The organism is Pseudomonas sp. DW-iso17, from assembly GCF_058725345.1.
In genome coordinates this window covers 1-20,349 of the sequence record NZ_JBZXEA010000028.1, presented here as the reverse complement: position 1 = coordinate 20,349, position 20,349 = coordinate 1, and the positions used below count along the sequence as shown (strand labels likewise).

The window sequence follows — 20,349 nt, the reverse complement described above, 5'->3', positions numbered from 1 at the left end:
GCGATAGTGCAGTAACAGTTGCAGTGACTGACACACCGCCTTCGCGAGCAAGCCCGCTCCTACAGGTAGTATTTCCACCCATGGCTTGCAGTGGTTCACTCCTCTTGTTGGAATTCCGATAAATGGGATCCAATTCACAAAACCCCCGCGAACTTTTCCTCCTTCTCCGGTACTAACCTAACTCGACGAACATCTGATGGCTAAATAATGGCAGTCGGAAAGTCATTCGTCGAATCGCCATCAAAACAGTTGCCGCTTGTCGGAATAATCACCGTAAGTGCCCGACTTAAACCCTTTTGATGAAAAATTATTATTAATAATCAACAGGTTAGAAATCTAATCAGTCGAGCGGCCCCACTTCGCCCGTTTCTAGGCGAGCTGGAAGTTCGATGTTAGTTTCGCGGCCCTTGATTTTCGATGGATCGAACATGTCTTCGTTATTGCCATGGACCCGGTTATTGCTCTGCACCTTCCTGCTCAGTTGCATGGGCCTGAACAGTGCATCCGCCGCCCCCACGCCTGGCGATCAGGACTTGATCCGCGACCGGCAGAACCGCCTGCTCGAAGAGCAGCAGCGGCGCCTCCAGGAGCTTCAGGACCTGCCCGGTAAAGCGGACAAGCCCCAAGCCCCGGCAACCCCGGCCGACACCCGTTGCTTCCCGATCAAAACCATCGAACTCAAAGGCGCCGACAGCCTGCCGGCGCCCGACCGCGAGCGCTTGCTCAAGCCCTACATCGGCCAGTGCCTGGGCGTGTCCCAGCTTAACGAGTTGCTCAAGGTCATCACCGACTACTACTTGGGCAAAGGTCGCGTCACCAGTCGTGCCTACCTGCCGCAGCAAGACCTCTCCACCGGCCATCTGCAAGTGCTGGTGGTGGAAGGCAAACTCGAAGCGTTGCGCAGCGCCGAAGGCAGCACGGTGACCGACCGCGAACTGGCCATGGCCTTTCCCGGCAAAGTCGGCGAAGCACTTAACCTGCGTGAAATCGAGCAACTGGTGGACCAGCTCAACCGCCTGCCGTCCAAACAGGCGCAGATGGAACTCACCCCCGGCCAGCAAATCGGCGGCAGCGACGTGGTGGTCAAGAACACCGCGCAAAAGCCCTGGCGCGCCAGCCTGTCGCGCAACAACGACGGGCAGAAAAGCACTGGCGAACAGCAATGGGGCGCTGGCCTTGAGTGGGACAGCCCACTCGGCCTGGGTGACCAACTGATGCTGCGCGGCGGCCACGACGCCATCAGCGACCACCAGAAAACCTCGAAAAACACCATGCTCTACTACAACCTGCCCTGGGGCTGGTGGAACTTCAGCTACACCTACAGCGAAAGCGACTACCGCACCTACGGCGTCACCGACGGCTTCAAATACAAGCAGGACGGCGACAACCAGAACCACCAACTGCGCGCCGAGCGGGTGATCCATCGCGACGACGTCAGCAAGACCTCGGTCAACGTCGGCCTGGCGCACCTGCGCACCAACAACTACATCCTCGACGTGCGCACCGCCCCCAGCAGCAACCGCCTCAGCGAACTGCAACTGGGCGTCAACCACGGTCGGCGCATCGGCAGTGCCTTCGTCAACCTGGACCTGGGCATGCAAAGCGGCATCGGCCTGCTCGACGCCCAGGCCCAAGACGAGCGTGACCCAGCAGGCCGTCGCCAGCCGAACTCGCGCTACCGCAAATACACCGCCACCGTCAGCTACCTGCAACCCTTCAGCCTGTGGGGCGAGTCGTTCAGCTTCAGCAGTTTGGCCACCGGCCAACGCAGCGAAGACCCGCTGTTTTCGCCGCAGCGCATGAGCCTTGGCGGCTCGGCCTCGGTGCGCGGTTTCAAGGACCAGTTGCTGACCGGCGACAGCGGCGGCTACTGGCGCAACGAAGTGCGCTGGGCGCGCCCGGTGACCCTCGACTGGATGCGCCCGGCCTTCGCCGAGTACGGCGCCAGTGTCGGCTACGACCAGGGCGTGATCCGCAACGACCGCTACAACGACAACGTTCATGGCCGGGTGTCCAGCAACTCCCTGGAGCTGTTCGCCCGTGGCAAACACGTCAGCACCAGCGTGACCTTTGCCCATTCGTTAGAAAGACCCGGTGTGGTGACCGAGCGCGAAGCGCCGATCTACTTCCGCATGGATTTTTTCCTGTAATTCAACGCCCCGCTGCATGAGAGCCTGACAATGGATGTTCGCCAATTCGCCTTCCTGGCCCGCCAACCTTCTGCCGCCCTGAAGCGCAGGGACGCGTTCTTCGGCCTGCCCAAGCGCGGGCTGGCGTTGATCCTTGCCAACGCACTGTTCTGGCAGCCGCTGCTGGCCCAGGCCGAGGGCATCGTGGTCAGTGCGCCGGGCACCACCGTGGGCGCGGCGGGCAATGGCGTGCCGGTGGTCAACATCGCCACCCCCAATGGCGCGGGCTTGTCCCATAACCAGTTCAAGGACTACAACGTCGGCCCCAACGGCGTGATCCTCAACAATGGCAACGGCGCCATGGTCAACACCCAGCTGGGCGGGATCATTGTCGGCAACCCCAACCTCAAGGGCGGCGCGGCGAACGTCATCCTCAACGAAGTCAACGGCGGCAGCCCCAGCCAGTTGCGCGGCTACACCGAAGTGGCGGGGCAGTCGGCCAAGGTCATCGTCGCCAACCCGTACGGCGTGACGTGCAGCGGTTGCGGCTTTATCAACACCCCCAACGTCACCCTCACCACCGGCAAACCGGTGCTCGACGCCAGCGGCCAATTGCAGCGCTATGAAGTGGATGGCGGCGCCGTGACCATCGACGGCCAGGGCTTGAACGCCAGCAATGTCGAACGCTTCGATATCATCACCCGCTCGGCCAAGATCAACGCACAAATCAACGCCCGCGAACTCAACGTGATCGCCGGGCGCAACGACGTCGATGCGCAAAGCCTGAAAACCACCGCCCGTGCCGATGACGGCAGCGCCAAACCCGAGTTGGCAATCGACTCCTCGGCCCTGGGCGGCATGTATGCCGGCGCGATCAAACTGGTGGGCACCGAGGCCGGTGTGGGCGTGAAGCTCGACGGCACCCTGGCGGCCAGTGGTGGCGATATTCAGCTCGACGCCAACGGGCGCCTGAGCATGGCGCAAACGGTGGCCACCGGTAACGTCAAAGTCACCGCGCAAAACGTCGACCTCACCGACAAGGTCTACGCCAACGGCAACGTGCAGGTCACCAGCGCCCAGGCCCTGGTCAACCGCAAGAGCATCGCCGCCGGCCAGCGCATCGAGATCAACGCGGCCAGCGTGAACAACCCCGGCATCATCGAAGCCGGCGTCGCCGCTGATAACAGCCGCAACACCACCGGCGATCTGGTGGTGAACGCGCAAACCGTCACCACCAGCGGCAACCTGTTGGCCAGCCGTGCACTGGCGATCACCGCCGCGCAAGCGCTGACCAACCAGGGCGCGATCATCCAGGCCAAGACCGTCGAGGTCAGCAGCGCCAAACTCACCAACCAGGGCGCCAGCGCACGTCTGTTTGGCGAACAAACCCTGGCGATCAACTCGCCGGCCATCGTCAACCTCGGCGGCTTGATCCGCTTCGGCGAAGGCCAGGCCGCCACGCTCAACAGCGCCTCCCTGGACAACCGCCAAGGCCGTATCGAAATGGCCGGTGGCAGCCTGGTGCTCACCAGTGCCGACCTGAACAACAGCGGCGGGCAAGTCATCGCCAGCGACCTGACCGTCAACGCCGGCAACCTGAACAACCAGAACGGCGTGTTGGTGGCCAAAACCGCGACCGTCACTGCCAGCAACCTCGACAACAGCCTCAAGGGCTTGATCCAGGCCGACGGTGGCGCGCTCAACCTCGCCGTTTCCAACACCTTCAACAACAACCAGGGTTTCGCCCAGGCCAGCACCGATCTTAGCGTCACTGCCGGCACCCTCAGCAGCAACGCAGGCGGCGTACTCAGCGCCGACACCGGCAAGCTCACCCTCACCGCCGCGCAACAGCTCAACAACGCCGAGGGCCGCTTGCAGGCCGGGCAGGGCGATATCGAACTGCACGCCGCCAACCTGGATAACCAGGGCGGCACGATCGTCGGCAAGCAACTGCTGCTCGACGTGGCCGGCGGCGACATCGACAACCGCGCCGGGCGCGTGTTGGGGGACCACCTCGACGTGCGCGCCTCGGGCCTCGACAACCGCAACGCCGGCCTGCTGGCCGGTGGTGCCCAGGGCGTAAGCCTGCTGCTCAAAGGCCCGGGCCAGTTGCTCAACGCCCAGGGCCGCATCCAGAGCGAGGGCCTGCTGCAACTGCAAGGCGAGCGCTTGGACAACAGCGCCGGCATCCTGCTGGGCCAGACCGTCGACGTCACCGCGCAGACCTTCACCAACAGCAACGAAGGCGCGCTGGTCAGCGATGGCGGCGATGTGGTGCTCAAGGTCAGCGACCTGCTCACCAACGTCGGCGGCCAGATCGACGCGGGCGAACGCAGCGTGCTGGTCAAGCAGCTCACCACCCTTAACAACGACGGCGGCACCCTGCGCGGCAAGCGCCTGGACATCGCCGCCCAGCACCTGAACAACGACAACGGCCAATTGCTGGCCGGCGCCGAAGGCCTGAGCTACAGCGGCCAGGATGTGAGCAACCGCAAGGGCCTGATTCTCAGCGGCGGCGCCCTCACCGAACTGAACATCACCCGCCTGGATAACCAGGGCGGCACCGTGCAGGGCGACAGCCTGAGCGTCACCGCCAACAGCGTCGACAACGCCAGCGGCGGCCTGATGGCCAGCCTGGTCGGCAACCTGCAACTCACCGTAGAAGCCCTGGCCAACCGTGGCGGCAAGCTGTTCGGCAAAGAACAAGTGACCGTCAGCGGCGCCAGCCTCGACAACAGCGCGGGCGGCCAGATCAGCGGCAACCAGCTCAACCTGACCTCACGCGACACCCTCACCAACCAGGGCGGCCTGATCGAAGCCAACCAGGGCCTGACCCTTACCGGCGGCAACCTGGATAACAGCGCCAACGGCCAACTGCGTGCACTGGGCGGCGCCAGCAGCAAACTCAACCTCAGCGGCGCGCTGAACAACCAGAACGGCACCCTCGAATTCGGCAGCCAGGCCTTCAGCCTTGACGCCGCCAGCCTCAACAACCAGAGCGGCATGCTGCAACACGCCGGCACCGGCCTGTTCCACCTCAACACCGCCAGCCTCGCAGGCAGCCAGGGCAATATCCAGGGCATGGGCAGCGCCGACTGGGCATTCGGCAACGTCGACGGCCTGGGCCGTGTGCAACTCAACGACGTGCTCACCTACAAGAGCGACCAAGGGCTGGCCCTCAAGGCCGGTGACCGCATGGCCAGCGCCAAGGGCTTGATCCTCAACGTGGCCAGCCTGGACAACGGCGGCGAACTGCTCAGCGACGGCGACATCAGCATCACCACCGGCGATATCACCAACAGCGGCCGCGTCTCGGCCCTGCAAACACTCAGCGTCGCCGCCAACAACCTCAGCCAGAACGGCGGCCGCCTGGCCGCAACCAATGCGCGCCTGACCCTGGGCGGCACCCTGGACAACCTCGGTTTCCTCACCGCCCGCCAGCAACTGGACATCGCCGCCGCGCAAATCAACAACCGTGGCACCCTCGGTGCCCAGGGTGCAGTGAACCTCACCGCAGTCAACGGCATCACCAATGCCGCCGACACGCTGCTGTTCAGCGGCGGCGACATGACCTTGCGCAGCAATGGCTTCAGCAACAGCTATGGCGATGTCTACAGCAAAGGCAACCTGAGCTTCGCCGCCCGCGATGGCGGGCGTGCCGTGCTGTTCAGCAACCGCTCCGGCACCGTGGAAAGCGAAGGCTCGATCGGCATCAATGCGGGCTTTATCGAAAACGCCAAAGATGAATTCGAACTCGGGCAAACGCTGACCACCGGCAGCTTGAGTTGGATCTGTGGCCAGCACTGCGGCGAGAGCGACAACTGGGAACGTGGCGAGATCACCATCTACGAAACGTACCTTGAGGCGGCGACCAAGGACTCGGTAGCGGCGCGCCTGGTGGCGGGCAAAAACATGCTGCTGCAAGGCGACACTGTGCAGAACCGCTACAGCCTGATGGCCGCCAATGGCGACTTGAGCATCACCGCCGGTGACCTGCTCAACCAGGGCGCTGCCACGCGCACGGGCCAGCGCAAGCTTGTCATCGGCACGCCAGGTCACGTCTCCGACGATTTGTTTGAACGCATGCAATATGTCGACGTGCCCGCGTTCAATGCGGCCACGGCGGCCGGGAATTTCGATAAGGCGCGCTTCGAAGAACTCAAAAGCCGCTCACCCAATAGCCTGCCGTTCGCCTACGCAAGTGACGTCACCACCTGGACCAACAACAGCGGCCCCGGCTACGACGCCACCCTGCAAGCGGGCGGCACGGTCAACCTCAACGTCGCCCGCACCCTGCAAAACGGCACGCTGCACAACAACACCCTGGCCCAGTTGACCGGCACCCTCGGCGACGATCAGACCGGCATCCCCGTCGGCGGCATCAACATCAACCTGAGCAAACACGCCAACGACCCGAGCGCCCAGGCGCCTGGCAGCGTATTGCCCGTGGTAGGCGTTGCCCCTGGTGGCGGCTTCGTGCCTGTGGACTACACCGGCACCGCGTTTGCCCCGGTCGATCCCACCACCTCGCCCACCTTCCAACTGCCCAAGGGCGAGTACGGTCTGTTCGTCAAAAACGCCGACCCTACCAGCCACTACCTGATCGAGACCAACCCCGAATTCACCTCGGTGTCGGGCTTCTTCAGCTCCGACTACATGCTCGGCAAACTCGGTTTCAATTCCGACAATGCCTGGCGCCGCCTCGGAGACGGCCAGTACGAAACCCGCCTGATCCGCGACGCCGTGCTCGCGCAAACCGGCCAACGCTTCCTCGCCGGCGGCCTGTACAGCGACGCCGACCAGTTCCGCTATCTGATGGACAACGGCCTTGCCAGCAAAGACGCCCTGCGCCTGAGCCTGGGCGTGGCCCTCACCGACCAGCAAGTCGGCGCCCTGACCCACGACATCGTGTGGATGGAAAACCGCGTCATCGACGGCCAGACCGTGCTCGTACCGGTGCTGTACCTGGCCCAGGCCGACTCGCGCAACGTGCGCGGCAACAGCCTGATCCAGGGCCGCGACCTCAACCTGGTCACCGGCGGCGACCTGATCAACGTCGGCACCCTGCGCGCCAGCAACAACCTCTCCGCCATCAGTAGCGGCAGCATTTATACCGGCGGCCTGGTCGAAGCCGGCAACAACCTCAACCTGCTGGCCCAGGACAGCATCCGCAACGCCATGGCCGGCGAAATCCGCGGCAAGCAAGTCAGCCTCACGGCGCTCAAAGGCGACATCACCAACGAGACCACCGCCATCCAGGTACGTGACGGCGCCGGCATGCGCACCCTCACCGACACCAGCGCCGGCACCATCGTCGCCCGCGAAAACCTCGCCATCGACGCCGGCCGCGACCTCACCAACCGAGGTGCCCTGGTAGCGGGCAACGACGCTAACTTAACCGCCGGCCGCGACCTCAACCTCATCGCCGCCAGCGACACCAGCGTCAAACACGAGAGCCGCGACGGCGGCGAGAAATCCAGCATCACCACCGACGTCAAAAACCTCGCCGCCAGCGTCACGGCGGGCGGCAACCTCAACATGCAGGCCGGGCAAGACGTCAACATCATCGGCAGCACCGCCACCGCCGGCAAAGACCTCAACATCGCCGCCGGCCGCGACCTCAACGTCGCCTCGGTCAGCGACATGCACAACGTTGAGGGCAAGGAAAAGGACGGCAAAAAACGCATCAAGACCTCGGACGACCAGACCACTCAAGTGGCGAGCGTGCTGACGGCGGGTGGGGATTTTGTCAGCCAGGCGGGGCGTGACACCACGATCGTGGCGAGCAGGATCAGTGCGGGGAATGAGGCTTATCTGTATAGCGGGGATAAGTTGAGTTTGTTGGCTGCGCAGAACAGCACCTACAGCCTTTACGACATGAAGGAGAAGGGGGGCTGGGGCGCGAAGAAGACCAAGCGTGATGAGGTGACCCACGTTACAAATGTGGGGACTGAGATCAAGACTGGTGGTGATCTGTCGCTGGTCAGTGGCGGTGATCAGCTGTATCAGCGGGCCAAGCTTGAGAGCGGTAAGGACCTGGCCATCACCAGTGGCGGCGCGGTGACCTTCGAGGCGGTCAAAGACCTGCACCAGGAGAGCCACGAGAAGAGCAAGAGTGACCTGGCGTGGACCAGCGCGAAGGGCAAGGGGAATACCGACGAGACGTTGCGCCAAAGTGAGTTGAAGGCACAGGGTGAGTTGGCGATCAAGGCGGTTAACGGGCTGAAGATCGACATTAAACAGATTGATCAGAACACGGTTAGCCAGACGATTGATGTGATGGTCAAAGCAGACCCACAGTTGGCTTGGTTGAAAGAAGCCGAGAAGCGTGGGGATGTGGATTGGCGGCATGTGAAGGAGTTGCACGACTCCTTTAAATACAGCCACTCCAGCCTCGGCCAAGGCGCAATGCTGGCAATTATCATCGTTGTCACCGTGTTGACGGCGGGAGCGGCCAGTGCGCTAGCTGCTTCGGCAGGTAGCGCTGTAGGGGCCGGCTCCACTATGGCTGCCGCGACAGCCGCTACCGCTGCGACGTCGACCACCGCAGCAGTCGCAGGAACTGCAGCAGGGTTGGGCAACGTCATCGCGACTGCCTCGTTGACCTCGCTTGCCAGTACCGGCGTCGTCAGCACCATAAACAATAAAGGCAACTTGGGGGCCGCATTCAAGGAAACCTTCAGCAGCGACAGCTTGAAGCAGTCACTGATCGCGGGCGCTTCTGCGGGCTTTGTGAATTACGCCAGTGGCAATTGGTTTGGCGCGCAGAGCGACCCTGTAACTAACAAGGTAAGTGGACCAAGCGTCGTACCCCATTGGAATGACCCCGCAGCGATTGGCCGTTTTGGAACGATCCAATTGGCTGGCGGTGCCGTGCGCGGAACGCTCTCTGAAGCTCTTGGACAAGGCAGCTTCAAGGATGCAATGAAGGGCAGCCTTTTCGATGTAATGCAGGCGACCGCGTTCACCGGCGTTGGTGATTTTGGTAATGCCTTCAAACTTCAAGACAGCGACCTGAGCAAAACTGCACTGCATGCTGTTGTAGGTGGTTTGCTTTCAGAAGCAATGGGCGGCGACTTTAAAACGGGAGCGATGGCTGCGGGTGCTAACGAAGCCCTTATTGTGGCGTTGGATAAGTCGCCTTTGCTCAGTGGCAATGATCCAGCGGAACACGATCGTCTGGTCAATGCGGCTTCGAAACTGGTGGGATTGCTCGCTGCCGCGAGTGTTGATGGCGATGTCGCCATGGGCTCGGAAATCGCTGGGAATGCACAGTCATACAACCGCAAGTTGCACGTTCAAGAAGAGAAACGACTGGCCCAAGAGGCCAAGAGTTTAGATGCCACCAAAGGTCAAAGCCGATCTGGTTTTGAGTGGGATGCGCTCCTAACGTTTGTTGCCGGAGGCGAGGTCGATCAGAAAACCAACAATGAGCTTCAAGGGATTCTGGCCGGTTACGGTCCTTCTAACCCTGAAGGGCAAGCATTAGGTGACGACCTGACTGTTGCGCGGGGAGTTATCACCAAGCTGCAAAACGAGAAAGTCCTGCTGACCTGGGGAGATGGCAGCCCCATTGTTGCCAACGGGGATCAGGTCGTTGCGTTCAAGTCCACAGAAAAGCAGTACAAGGATTCGCTGCTGTTCAATCCTTCAAGTAACACAACCTACAACAACGAACCTGGTGGCATGGGTGTTGTGCCTGATGCGTGGTCCGAGCAATACGGAGAGCGTACGGCTATCACGAAACTCCCTGAGATCGCCGCGCTCAGTTCTGACGCCGCCTCCCAAGCAGAGCAAATAGACCGGCTACGTGTTTTGGCAAGTGGTGGCATTAATTCAGATATTGATCTCAAGCTGCTTGCTGAGCTTATGCCCATAGGTGGAGTAGGCAAGGGAGCATTGTTAAGCGCAATCAAAGAGTTGGCCGCGCGCGACGCATTAGCGGTTAAAGGTACGGAGGCTATCGCTGGCAAGGCTGCAGAAACTGTTGCCGGAAAGGGCATTGAGTCAGCCGCTGGTAAAGGCTTGGATGCGGCGGCGGGTAAGGGGACTGAACAGTTTGCCAACCAAGCACAGGCCAAATTAGCAGGCTATAGCCCATGCTGTTTTGCAGCCGGGACTATGGTCGCCACCCCTGATGGTGAACGAGCCATTGACGCGCTCAGGGTGGGCGACGTCGTCTGGACTAAACCTGAAGAAGGCGGTGAGCCGTTCGCGTCGAAGGTCTCAGCAACCCACATTCGCACGGATCAACCGATCTATCAGCTGACGCTTGTGAAGAACGGCAGTGCCGGTCAAGGTATCACTGAGACTCTGCAAGTGACGCCGGGTCATCCGTTCTACGTGCCTAAGCGCAAAGGCTTTGTGCCACTTATAGAGCTCAAGCCGGGTGATCAACTGCAGTCGTTGGGGGATGGGGCGACTCAAGAGGCTTCGATCTCCGTTGTATCAATAAAGCTGCTGCAGTCGCAGGGTAAAACGTACAACCTGACGGTGGATATTGGACATACGTTCTATGTTGGCAAGCTAAGTACCTGGGTACATAACATTGGGCCTTGTTATACCTGTAATGCGGGAAGCTGTTCGATTCATGAGGTGCCTTCTGCCGGATCGCCTGTAAGCGAAAGCCACACTGACCGGACGTTTCAAGAGCTTGTGCCTGACGGCAAAGTGCCTAGCGTTCGTAACGGCGCTTTCACACGTTGGTTTGACGACCTGTCGCCAGCAGAGCTAGACGTGCTTTGGGAAAACAGGGCTACCCGAGAGGCAATTGAGGCGAGAATTCGTCAGCCAGGAGGTTTGCATGAGTGGTGTATGGTTTGTCGCGCTCCTGAATTCAAACAATGGGGGGTGCCGATGAGTGAAATTCAGCGTTTCAGAACAAAAACATCCGAATTGACATGGGTCAACCCTATTGATGGGGTACCAGGCGGTCACGGTGGGAATGCTTCAGGTGCTTTCCATAATGAGCTAAAAGCTGTTATTGATAACAGTAAGTCCCTAAACGAATTTAATAAGGGCGTAACGGCATTGCGCGATCGATGGAAAATCGATCCTTCTCTTTTGCCGGAGTTACCAAGAGGAAGAAATTAATGCCTACCCTTTTAAATGACTGGTGCGCTTTTTGTGAGGGAAGAACTTATTTTGATAAGTCGCATTTTTTAGCTCTGTTCAAAGTACATTCTTCTCTAACTGAAATTACTGAAGCGTTAAGCTATTTTCCTCAAGCTGACAGTTTGGTATCGCGCGTGAATGAGGTGATCCAAGCTGGTACGCTTGAAGATAAGTTATATCTATGCCCGACGATTGAATCTAGCGACTTTGAATTGATGCAAAAGGCAAAACTCTGGTTGCAAGCTCAGGCAAGTTTCTGTAAGTCTCTTGGAGACGACGAGTTATACGGGATATGCCAACGTGCAAAACTGTTGTATGGAAGTAAAGATCAATTTAACGATTATGATAAATTAGACGTTCCCAGCAACTGGATACTTGAACTGGTGGGGGATCAGGTCAGGGATTGCAGGTTGCTAAAAACAGAGCAAGAGTACGCACTGTTTGAGGCCCTTTACGGAGTTGCCGCTGATTATTATTTGGCTTGGTATATGGGGCAGCCTTTAATAAATCTGGATTTTGACTTTCGTTCATATTTCGAATTTTGGCGCTTAGGCGGTATTGGGTATCTCAGTGAAGATAAGTTCTTTGTTTGTCGAAAATAAAAGAGTGGGGGAAATGTATTTAGATCTGTTATGGCAGTACAAGACCTATTAGATAATATCTATCCCCCCTAAAAAAGGGGAGATTCGAGGGCGGAAAGTGATTACAGAAAGAACTGATCGTTACAGTGATGAACTTTTAGGGTTTGTAATCACCTGTCTGTTCTGCGAGGCTATTGATAGATTGGAGTTACAATCGTGGTGCGCAGGATTTTTAGGGGAGGAGGGAGCTCCAGATTTTTTATATGATTTGATTGAATTTGATGAGCCTATTTTCAAGATCTACAAAGTAATTGGCTATGTTCCAAATTGGAGTCGCTCTAAAAACGAGGAATATGCTTTATATGGAATAGCACTGCTCCGTGGCACGGTACCCTACGATATGCCGCTTTCGGCTACCGAAATGTTGGACGAGCTAGCCCGGTTGCCAGCGATACAGCATATGTTTCGTAAAGTATTTCCAAGTGTTGTATTTTAAAAGGTAGGATAGATTTTTTTGGGGTAGAGATGAGGGTGTGTTAGCAATAATGTGGAAATGAAAAAAGGGGACTAAAAAATGGGACAAATTTATTTAAATTAAAGTTGAAAAGCCTATTAAATAAATCTGTCCCATTTTGTTGGAACATTACCGCCGAATAAAGCTGGCTTAACTAAGCCAATGTCTGAGGTGAAGGTGGATCCGGTGGATTGGGGGGATAAATGATTAATATTAATTTTGAGACGGGCGAGATATTAACTCTACCTTTAAATGGTTTTGTTGGTGCAAGTTTGAAAGGGTTGCAGTTGCATCGCGCTATATTTGATGAGCTTAATATTGGAAGTGCCGACTTTTCTGGTTCGAATCTGAGAAGTGCCTCATTTGTTAACGCGTTTATAGATCGAGCTATATTTGATCGAGCAGCTCTGATGAATTCAAATTTTATGAATTCAGTTATGAGTAATACTTCTTTCGCAGGCGCAATGGCAGCATTTGCTGATTTTGCCGGTGCAAATCTTTCATGTGCAAGTTTTGATGGTGCTGATATTGGTGGTGCTAGCTTTATTAGATCAAATTTATGTGGCGCTGATCTTTGTGCAAATAGAATCGAAGAGGCGTTTTTTTTGGGCGCTACGTATAATGACGCTACTGTCTGGCCAAGTGGGTTTCGACCAGAAAGTTATGGTGCGATTAAAGTGCTTAAACGAGAGTAGAAAAGGGGGGCGTTATTTATGTTAGAGTTGAAAAGCATATTAAATAAATCTGTCCCCTTTTTCTATCGTGGTTGTATTTGATGTCGATGCTAAACTCCATAGTGAAATTATGGCTAACGCAGTTCCTCAACGTCCGATTCCAGGAGTCAACCGAGACCCGTCAGCGCCTAAAATTGTAGATCCGACCAAGCCTGGGACAGCCCTGGAACTTCCTAAGGTGTGGGAATCGTTGCTTGAAAAGCACTCAAGCAACGCCCGCATTTACGCTCATGAAGAATTTTTAAAGGAGTTCGGGAATTGAATTTAAATAAAGAAGTGCTTGATGGTTTATGGTCTGGTGAGAAAAGTATCTGTTTTTTTGTAAGTGGTGCTAAGTGTTATTGGGTTTTGGATTATAAGTATAACTTTTCATTGGATGCGGAAAAAGACTATCGCGCATATTTGGATAAAGGGCATATAACCCAGGCGCAGTATGAAGAAGCGTGTAGGGTGTTCCGTGGTGGAATTTTAAAGCTAACAGCCGATAATTTTTCGCAGTATCTAAATAGTGTTAGTGAAGGTGTGTTGACGGGTGAAGACCTTTCAAAAATTTTTGAGCTGGATGACGACTGTAGTTTACCCCGGTTGTTGAAAGAGGTTGAGGGCTACTTTTTGTCAGGCGCGAGTTTGAGTGCGGATATATTCGGTCTTGTTGGCCGTGTAGCGTCTAGGTTGCCCGTATTCTATATTAATTTTGATAGAAGAATATATATGCATATGGATCAAGACCGATTCCACGAGGAACTCTCATATTCTGATTGGACATCCAAGTGTTCAGATTTTAGTTTTTTAATACCAGATGCTGAGAGATATTGGATGAAGAGCGGTGATCTCTGGAAGTTTCGCTATGTTTAGTCGTGGTGTTGAGGCGATTTATTCGTGAATCTGACACAAAAATGGCCTTTCGTCGTGCTATAACTAAGGTGGGCGTCAAGATTTGATGGGCGAAGTTGCGTTTATTTAGGGGGGTAAGCCTTTTGGGTTTAGTTTTCAAGTTCGCCTAACTTTCAAGAGTGTTATGTATGAAAAAAATTTTCGTAGTTTTTTGCACTTTATTTCTGCTGGTTGGCTGCGTAACACAAGACCTGAGCATTGAAAACCGCCATAAAATCACGACTGTCACTATTTTGCCTGCCTCGTTTTCGGAGCAGCAGTTCAAGTACACCAGCATGGATCAAGCCTGGGGGGGCCGGCTTAGGTGCCGGTGCCGGGGTGGCTGTGGGAATGGCATCGGATTCGTCCAAAGTCGCTACCAGTGCTATGGCTGGCGTGGGTGTGGCAGCGGGCGCGAAAGTGGCTGATGGTGGAGCTTCAAGTCCACGGCAGGCAATTTTGTTGAACTTGCAGCGTAACGAAATAGATCCAAGGCAGTTGTTCAAACAACTGTTGGAGGCACGGATCAGTGCTGAGCATTTATTCAAAGTTGAACCGGAGGGCGGCCGGGCCGATGCGCATATAGAATTTGTCGTGTCCGAATGGGGCTTTGCCTTGAAAAACTACAGTGCAGAGCTTTATCCCACAGTGGGCATTGTAGCGACCATGAAGCTCGGCGACGCAGTAGTTTGGAGGAATTTCGAAACTGTAACAGCGTTCAGTGAGGGAAATGTCCAGGCGTATACACCTCAGGAGTACGCAACAAACCCTGAAGCTCTCCGTAGCGCTTTGCAGAATGCTTTCGAGTTAGTGATAGCTAAACTAATGGCTGACTTAAACCAATAGGCGCTATAAGGGATAGAGAGAAAATGGCACAGATTTATTTAAATTTTAGCTGGGAAAGTGTATCAGATAAACCTGTCCTATTTTGTTGTGCTTAATTGCATAGGGCGCGGCGAGTTATGACGGATAAACAAGTATGTGAGCTGACGATTGATGATCTTGGTAGTTATAGCGTTTGGTTCTTTCCGATGGACGACACCGTGGAGGACGAATTAACTATACGCCCCCTCGCCGAACAGGAAACGTGCTCAGACTTTCAGATTATCGTTCGAGCTGATTTTTTTGGTGAAAATGGCTCTGTGTATTGCGGTTATTTGTATTGGGACTCCAATCTTGCAGTTGAATACTTGAGGCCTGTTGTATTGTCTGGAACGGGAGAGGCCGTAAGTTTTTGGAACGGTATAGTAACTCCCGCGTGGGAAAGTTCGGAGTTCGCCGATTTGATTAGATCCGAGTTGCCTATTTCTTATACCTCAGAACCGATTTTTGGTCTTCCTTCCATTTGCGGAAAACTGGAGGGACTTTATTATCTTTCTGATGATCAAGTTTGCTGCGTGAAATGACGAAAAAAGTGGACCGGTTTTTTGGTTGGATTGCTCACGCACAAAGCGGGCGACACAAAGGCCGCCCGATTTTCACTCAAGGAAAAGGGGACAGATTTATTTAAGTTAGAGTTGAAAGGTATATTAAATAAATCTGTCCCCTTTCGTTCAGTCCCCTTTTGTTCACAGCAAAATTGGACACATAGGTGGTGAAGCTATGGGGGGCGGAAAGTGATTATAGAAAAAACTGAGCGTTACAGTGATGAGCTTTTAGGGTTTGTAATTACCTGTCTGTTCTGCGAGGCTATTGATAGATCAGAGTTACAATCGTGGTGCGCAGGATTTTTAGGGGCGGAGGGAGCTCCAGATTTTTTATATGATTTGATTGAGTTTGATGAGCCTATTTTCAAGATCTACAAAGTAATTGGCTATGTTCCAAATTGGAGTCGCTCTAAAAACGAGGAATATGCTTTATATGGAATAGCACTGCTCCGTGGCACGGTACCCTACGATATGCCGCTTTCGGCTGCCGAAATGTTGGACGAACTAGCCCGGTTGCCAGCGATACAGCATATGTTTCGTAAAGTATTTCCAAGTGTTATATTTTAAAAGGTAGGATAGATTTTTTTGGGTTAGAGATGAGGGTGTGTTAGCAATAATGTGGAAATGAAAAAAGGAGACTGAAAAAAAAGGGGAAGAATTTATTTGAGTTAGAGTTGAAAAATACCTATTAAATAAATCTGTCCCCTTTTGTTCGTGCCGCCTGCTCTGCTTGTAAATTATGGAGCACTGTACGATAAGTAGCGCCCAGCAACTGAGTCGGAGAAAAAGCGTGAAAATTAATAAATGGCTTTTAGTAGTATTATTGTCGGCCTTGGCTGGCTGCGCACCTTCCCATTCCAATTGGGAAAATGGAATGAATCTATGGGTAGGTACTCATTTCGATTCCCACCTTTACAAAGACTGCACTCGAGGATGTGGCGACTCATATTGGTCGCCTGTAAATAAAAATAAGACCTTTGATAAGGTTGTTGATGAAAACGGAGGCAGGCGGTATTACATAACTTGGATTAGAGATTGCCGATATTCGGTTTTTGTCGCTGCGGATCGGCTAATAAAGTCATGGAGATACGAAACTTCTAACGTAAAAGGATGTTATGTCTTTTAACTGCTGTTTTAAGGGTAAAGAAAAGAGAGAAAAGGGGGCGGATTTATTTAAATTAGAGTTTAAAGGTGCATTAAATAAATCAGTCCCCTTTTGTTGAGACGAACGAATTAGTATGGTTTCCAATTTCGGTGAGCTGCAGAAAACCGTGAGTTTGATAGGCGCTAAGTTGGGAGCGCCTAAGTCTATGCTGTTGGTTAGAGAGAGCTCCCCCGAAGATGGTACTCCTCACGTGGAGTTTAAAAGTGAGGGTTTTGAATATGTCTCCTCAGAAAGAGGTTATGAGATTTTCAGAAAGCACACGCATTCGCTGGATGAACTTCTCTTTTGGATAATCAGTCGTGTAGCTTTCAATATGGCGGTAGATTACGAGCTCTCCCATCGTGCTGCCGGAAAAGACTCCAGAATAATGATTTTTGAAAAGTACCTCTCGGAACTTAGTAGGATTAATAAGGAATGGGGAAAAAAAGCGTCTGATGAAATCGAGGCGGTACTGCTCGCCGCTCCATTTTCAGATAGTTGAAGTCGATGGGAATGATCAGGAAAGGTTAAGGGTTTGAGAAAAGGTGAGAAAAGGAGACAGATTTATTTAAATTAGAGTTGAAAAGCATATTAAATAAATCTGTCCCCTTTTGTTCGAAATATTTCTGTAAGGGTGGCACGGTAATGACTAAATATAAGCTTGAGTTTCGGCATAGACCTAGTGTTTCAGAGTCTATCGAAGAGAGGCATAAAGATTTTTTGAGAGCTATAGGCGATTTGGGCGTTCCGTGGAGTTTGAACGATGCCTTTGAAGTTCCCCCTATTGGAAGCGAGTTGGTGACCTCGGTGTCATTGGATAAGCTACTTCCAGTCGGCGTTAAAGGTCGAATTTCATATGCTCTGCGAGATCAGAAGTATCTCCAAGATGATGCGCAGTTTGATGATACGCTATTTATTGAATTTACAGACTCCAAAGTCGACTATTCGTATTTGTTGAAGGTTGTTTTTCCTGTTTATATAAAGGCGTTTGGCTCCTATCGCTCAGCTTTACATGATTGGAGTGTTACGAGGAGCGATTGGCCTTTAGTGTTGGAAGCTTGTGATGCTACAAAAAAAGACGTTAACGGTAGGGATGGCGTTTTTCGTATAAATGCAGCGAATTATTTCGATAAGGAGTTGTGTTTTCGCGCCTTTGAAAAAGGGCCTCGTGAACTTGTTGATTTGTTGAATGGTTATGTAGAAGAAGTGTGTGAGTTTGAAGAGGGGGTTTTGATTGTAATTAGTTATACTCCGCTTTCTGCCGACGAACTACTCAGTGCGGGTGATCGAATAAAGAGCTTAGTGGTTTGATTTTTTGTCTAGTCAAATTGGTTGGTGTATTGCAGTTTTGATTGCAAACGAAAAGGGGGCAGATTTATTTAAATTAGAGTTTAAAGGCGCACTAAATAAATCTGTCCCCTTTTTCACCTTTTTCATTTACGCAATACCTACTGGGGTAGGAGTTTGGATACAGTCCTGGTTGAAAAATCGTAAAGAGCGTGAGTCTAACGATAAAGACAGGGGCCAAGGGAATTGAGCACAAAGCGGGCGACACAAAGGCCGCCCGGTTTTCACTCAGGACGGATCGGCATTAAGCCTGCGACTGATGACATCCAGCAAATCACACCCATCGCGCAGCGGAATGGCCAGCAAGTGGGCGAAGTCTGAAAGCACTACGGCATCGCTGCTGAGTTGTTCGCGGAAGGCCAGGTTTTCCAGCAGTTGGGTGACGGCCCGAATGCGGTGCACGGGGGCGTCGTGAAGGACGTCGAGAGGTGCCTGGGTGTCGATGATCAGGGCTGGGACGGTGCAGTCGTGGCCGGTTAGGGGCATGTATCTATTCATACTTAACACTCTGTTTTTGGTGGTTGAAGCCACCACTCAATCGTCGCCAAACGAATGGGTGGCAGCTGTACGCAGGTTGGCGAACCGGCAACAGAGTAAACCGGCAGACCCGAAGGTCTCCCGCGCACAGCCGCCATAACGAGCACAGCTTTGCGGGTGCAAAAACACCTGCATGAAGCGGATTGCTTTTGCACTCTGTTGTCAGGTCGCCAAACCTGATCGCCGTATGGGCGACGGCCGGACTATAAGCCCCTCACCCAAAACCGCGCAAGGCATCACAGCAATGGCACAATGCTTCGGGCCATGCCATAAAAATGAGATCCCGCCATCATCGGCACTCTCAAAACCGCTCCACCGTTACCCACAAGGAAGAAATACATGATCAAGTTGTTCTGCAAAGCCGCTGTCGTTCTGTCCCTTGCCACGCTGTTTGGCTGTTCCTCGACGCCGTCGGTGGAGAAGATGCAGGCTGACGTGGCGAACTATTCGCTGCCCAAGGCTGCCGTGGCCGATAAAGGTTTGGTGTACGTCGTGCGCCCTAGCAATGTCGGGATGATGGTGCGGTTCAATGTGTTCCTGGATGACAAGGAAGCCGACTCGGAGATGGGTTACAACCGTGGTAACCAGTACATCTATTTTTTCGTGACGCCGGGCAAACACGTGATCAGCTCCAAGGCTGAAAACTGGGCGGACATGCCGATTGATGTCAAAGCGGGTGAGGTGGTTTACCTCAAGCAGGAAGTCGAAATGGGCTTCGCCGTGGCGCGTAACAGCCTCAAAGCGCTGAGCGAAGTCGAAGGCCGTTACCTGGTCAAGGATGCGTCCTTGGGCACCATTGCCAAAGAAAGCAAATGAGTTGAGCCAGTGTGTCGGCAGGGTCCAGGCTCTGCCGACTTCTCGTATTCACTGCAAACATTAAAGGACTGATGTGAAAAACCTCCTTTTCATTCTCCTCACCACCCTCATCCTCGGCGGCTGCGTCAGCCACCCCCTCACTCCCGAAAACCGCGCGCAGATCAAGACCGTCAAAGTCCTGCCCGTGAAGTGGGAAAAGAACATGGTGTACTTCGGCCGCGAACAGGCCTGGGGCGCGGCCCTGGGTGCCGGGGTTGGCGCGGGTGTTGGCATGACCAGCGGGGCGTCCAAGCTGGGTACTGCGGCGTTGAGTGGCGCCGGGTTTGCCGGCGGCATGAAGCTTGGGCAGTTGGCCGAGATGCCGACGCCGGTGGCTATTCTGACGGTGATGGAGGCGGAAAAACTCGATGTAGGCGTGTTGCTCAAGCAGGGCTTTGTCGATGAGTTGGGCAAGACTTCGACGCTCAAGGTGGTCGGCGATGATGAGCCCGCCGATGCGCAGATTCAGTTGACCGTGTCCGAGTGGGGCTTTCGCCTGACCCAGGGTTTCAGCAGTGTGATTTATCCGACCCTTAACGTGTTAGCGCAGATGGATCGCGGCGATGAGATGATCTGGCGCACCTTTGAAGCGGTCACGCCGTTTAATGGTCAGAACGTTTATGGCTATACACCGTTAACCTACCGCACGGACCCTGAAGCTTTGCGCCGGGCGTTGACCGGGATTACGCAGATTTCTGCGCAGTACCTGGTGAAGGAGCTCAAGTAGGGCTGTGCGAAGGCTGGCGGCTGTTGGTGTGCGGGCTTGGGCTAATGCCAGTCAGGGTTAAGCGCAGTTCCCCTGTGGGAGCGGGCTTGCCCGCGAAGGCGGTGTGTCAGTCACCGCAACTACTACTGCACTAACGCTATCGCAGGCAAGCCAGCTCCCACATTGGATCTTCGTTGCTTTGGGCATTGCGTTCGTTTAATTGATCGGCATTGGGCTTGCCCGCGAAGGCGGTGTGTCAGTCGCTGCATCTGTTGCTGCACTATCGCTTTCGCAGGCAAGTCAGCTCCCACATTGGATCTTCGTTGCTTTGAACATTGCGTTCGTTTAATTGATCGGCATTGGGCTTGCCCGCGAAGGCGGTGTGTCA

General features: G+C 54.3%; 14 protein-coding genes. 13 read left to right on the top strand and 1 reads right to left on the bottom strand.

The window, feature by feature from the left end; genetic code table 11:
* Positions 1–428 precede the first annotated feature (428 nt).
* The 11 genes from AC4PS6_RS17995 (at position 429) to AC4PS6_RS17945 (ending at position 17,827) form a co-directional block, all read left to right on the top strand.
* Positions 429–2,150, top strand: coding sequence for a ShlB/FhaC/HecB family hemolysin secretion/activation protein (locus AC4PS6_RS17995; protein ID WP_336827200.1), 1,722 nt, complete (start codon positions 429–431; stop codon positions 2,148–2,150).
* Between the two features lie 30 nt (positions 2,151–2,180).
* Positions 2,181–11,222, top strand: a complete 9,042-nt coding sequence (locus AC4PS6_RS17990; RefSeq protein WP_336827201.1) for a two-partner secretion domain-containing protein — start codon at positions 2,181–2,183, stop codon at positions 11,220–11,222.
* Positions 11,222–11,845 (top strand): hypothetical protein, encoded by a 624-nt coding sequence (locus AC4PS6_RS17985; RefSeq protein WP_014716394.1) that lies wholly within the window; start codon positions 11,222–11,224, stop codon positions 11,843–11,845. The genes AC4PS6_RS17990 and AC4PS6_RS17985 overlap by 1 nt, the downstream gene beginning before the upstream one ends.
* A 97-nt stretch (positions 11,846–11,942) precedes the next feature.
* Positions 11,943–12,320 (top strand): hypothetical protein, encoded by a 378-nt coding sequence (locus tag AC4PS6_RS17980; RefSeq protein ID WP_014716395.1) that lies wholly within the window; start codon positions 11,943–11,945, stop codon positions 12,318–12,320.
* A gap of 221 nt (positions 12,321–12,541) precedes the next feature.
* Positions 12,542–13,033, top strand: a complete 492-nt coding sequence (locus tag AC4PS6_RS17975; protein WP_019819564.1) for a pentapeptide repeat-containing protein — start codon at positions 12,542–12,544, stop codon at positions 13,031–13,033.
* 297 nt (positions 13,034–13,330) lie between these two features.
* Complete coding sequence (locus tag AC4PS6_RS17970) at positions 13,331–13,927, top strand: hypothetical protein (protein WP_019819566.1); 597 nt, start codon at positions 13,331–13,333, stop codon at positions 13,925–13,927.
* Between the two features lie 369 nt (positions 13,928–14,296).
* The gene (locus tag AC4PS6_RS17965; protein ID WP_492180891.1) at positions 14,297–14,791 is read left to right on the top strand and encodes a hypothetical protein; all 495 of its coding nucleotides are present in this window, start codon (positions 14,297–14,299) and stop codon (positions 14,789–14,791) included.
* Between the two features lie 116 nt (positions 14,792–14,907).
* Complete coding sequence (locus tag AC4PS6_RS17960) at positions 14,908–15,351, top strand: hypothetical protein (protein ID WP_072435749.1); 444 nt, start codon at positions 14,908–14,910, stop codon at positions 15,349–15,351.
* A 210-nt stretch (positions 15,352–15,561) separates the two neighbouring features.
* A complete protein-coding gene (locus tag AC4PS6_RS17955) occupies positions 15,562–15,939 on the top strand; it encodes a hypothetical protein (protein WP_492180890.1) in 378 nt (125 codons plus the stop codon).
* Between the two features lie 671 nt (positions 15,940–16,610).
* Complete coding sequence (locus AC4PS6_RS17950) at positions 16,611–17,018, top strand: Imm63 family immunity protein (RefSeq protein WP_020302870.1); 408 nt, start codon at positions 16,611–16,613, stop codon at positions 17,016–17,018.
* A gap of 143 nt (positions 17,019–17,161) precedes the next feature.
* The gene (locus AC4PS6_RS17945; protein ID WP_032901603.1) at positions 17,162–17,827 is read left to right on the top strand and encodes a hypothetical protein; all 666 of its coding nucleotides are present in this window, start codon (positions 17,162–17,164) and stop codon (positions 17,825–17,827) included.
* Between the two features lie 264 nt (positions 17,828–18,091).
* Here the strand turns inward: AC4PS6_RS17945 and AC4PS6_RS17940 are convergent, their stop codons facing one another.
* Positions 18,092–18,349 (bottom strand): hypothetical protein, encoded by a 258-nt coding sequence (locus tag AC4PS6_RS17940; RefSeq protein ID WP_336827203.1) that lies wholly within the window; start codon positions 18,347–18,349, stop codon positions 18,092–18,094.
* A 474-nt stretch (positions 18,350–18,823) separates the two neighbouring features.
* Between AC4PS6_RS17940 and AC4PS6_RS17935 the strand changes: the two genes are divergently transcribed.
* Together AC4PS6_RS17935 and AC4PS6_RS17930 are read left to right on the top strand one after the other, a co-directional pair.
* A complete protein-coding gene (locus tag AC4PS6_RS17935; protein ID WP_171905465.1) occupies positions 18,824–19,216 on the top strand; it encodes a DUF2846 domain-containing protein in 393 nt (130 codons plus the stop codon).
* Positions 19,217–19,289: 73 nt separating this feature from the next.
* Positions 19,290–19,982 (top strand): hypothetical protein, encoded by a 693-nt coding sequence (locus AC4PS6_RS17930; protein ID WP_014716401.1) that lies wholly within the window; start codon positions 19,290–19,292, stop codon positions 19,980–19,982.
* Positions 19,983–20,349 lie beyond the last annotated feature (367 nt).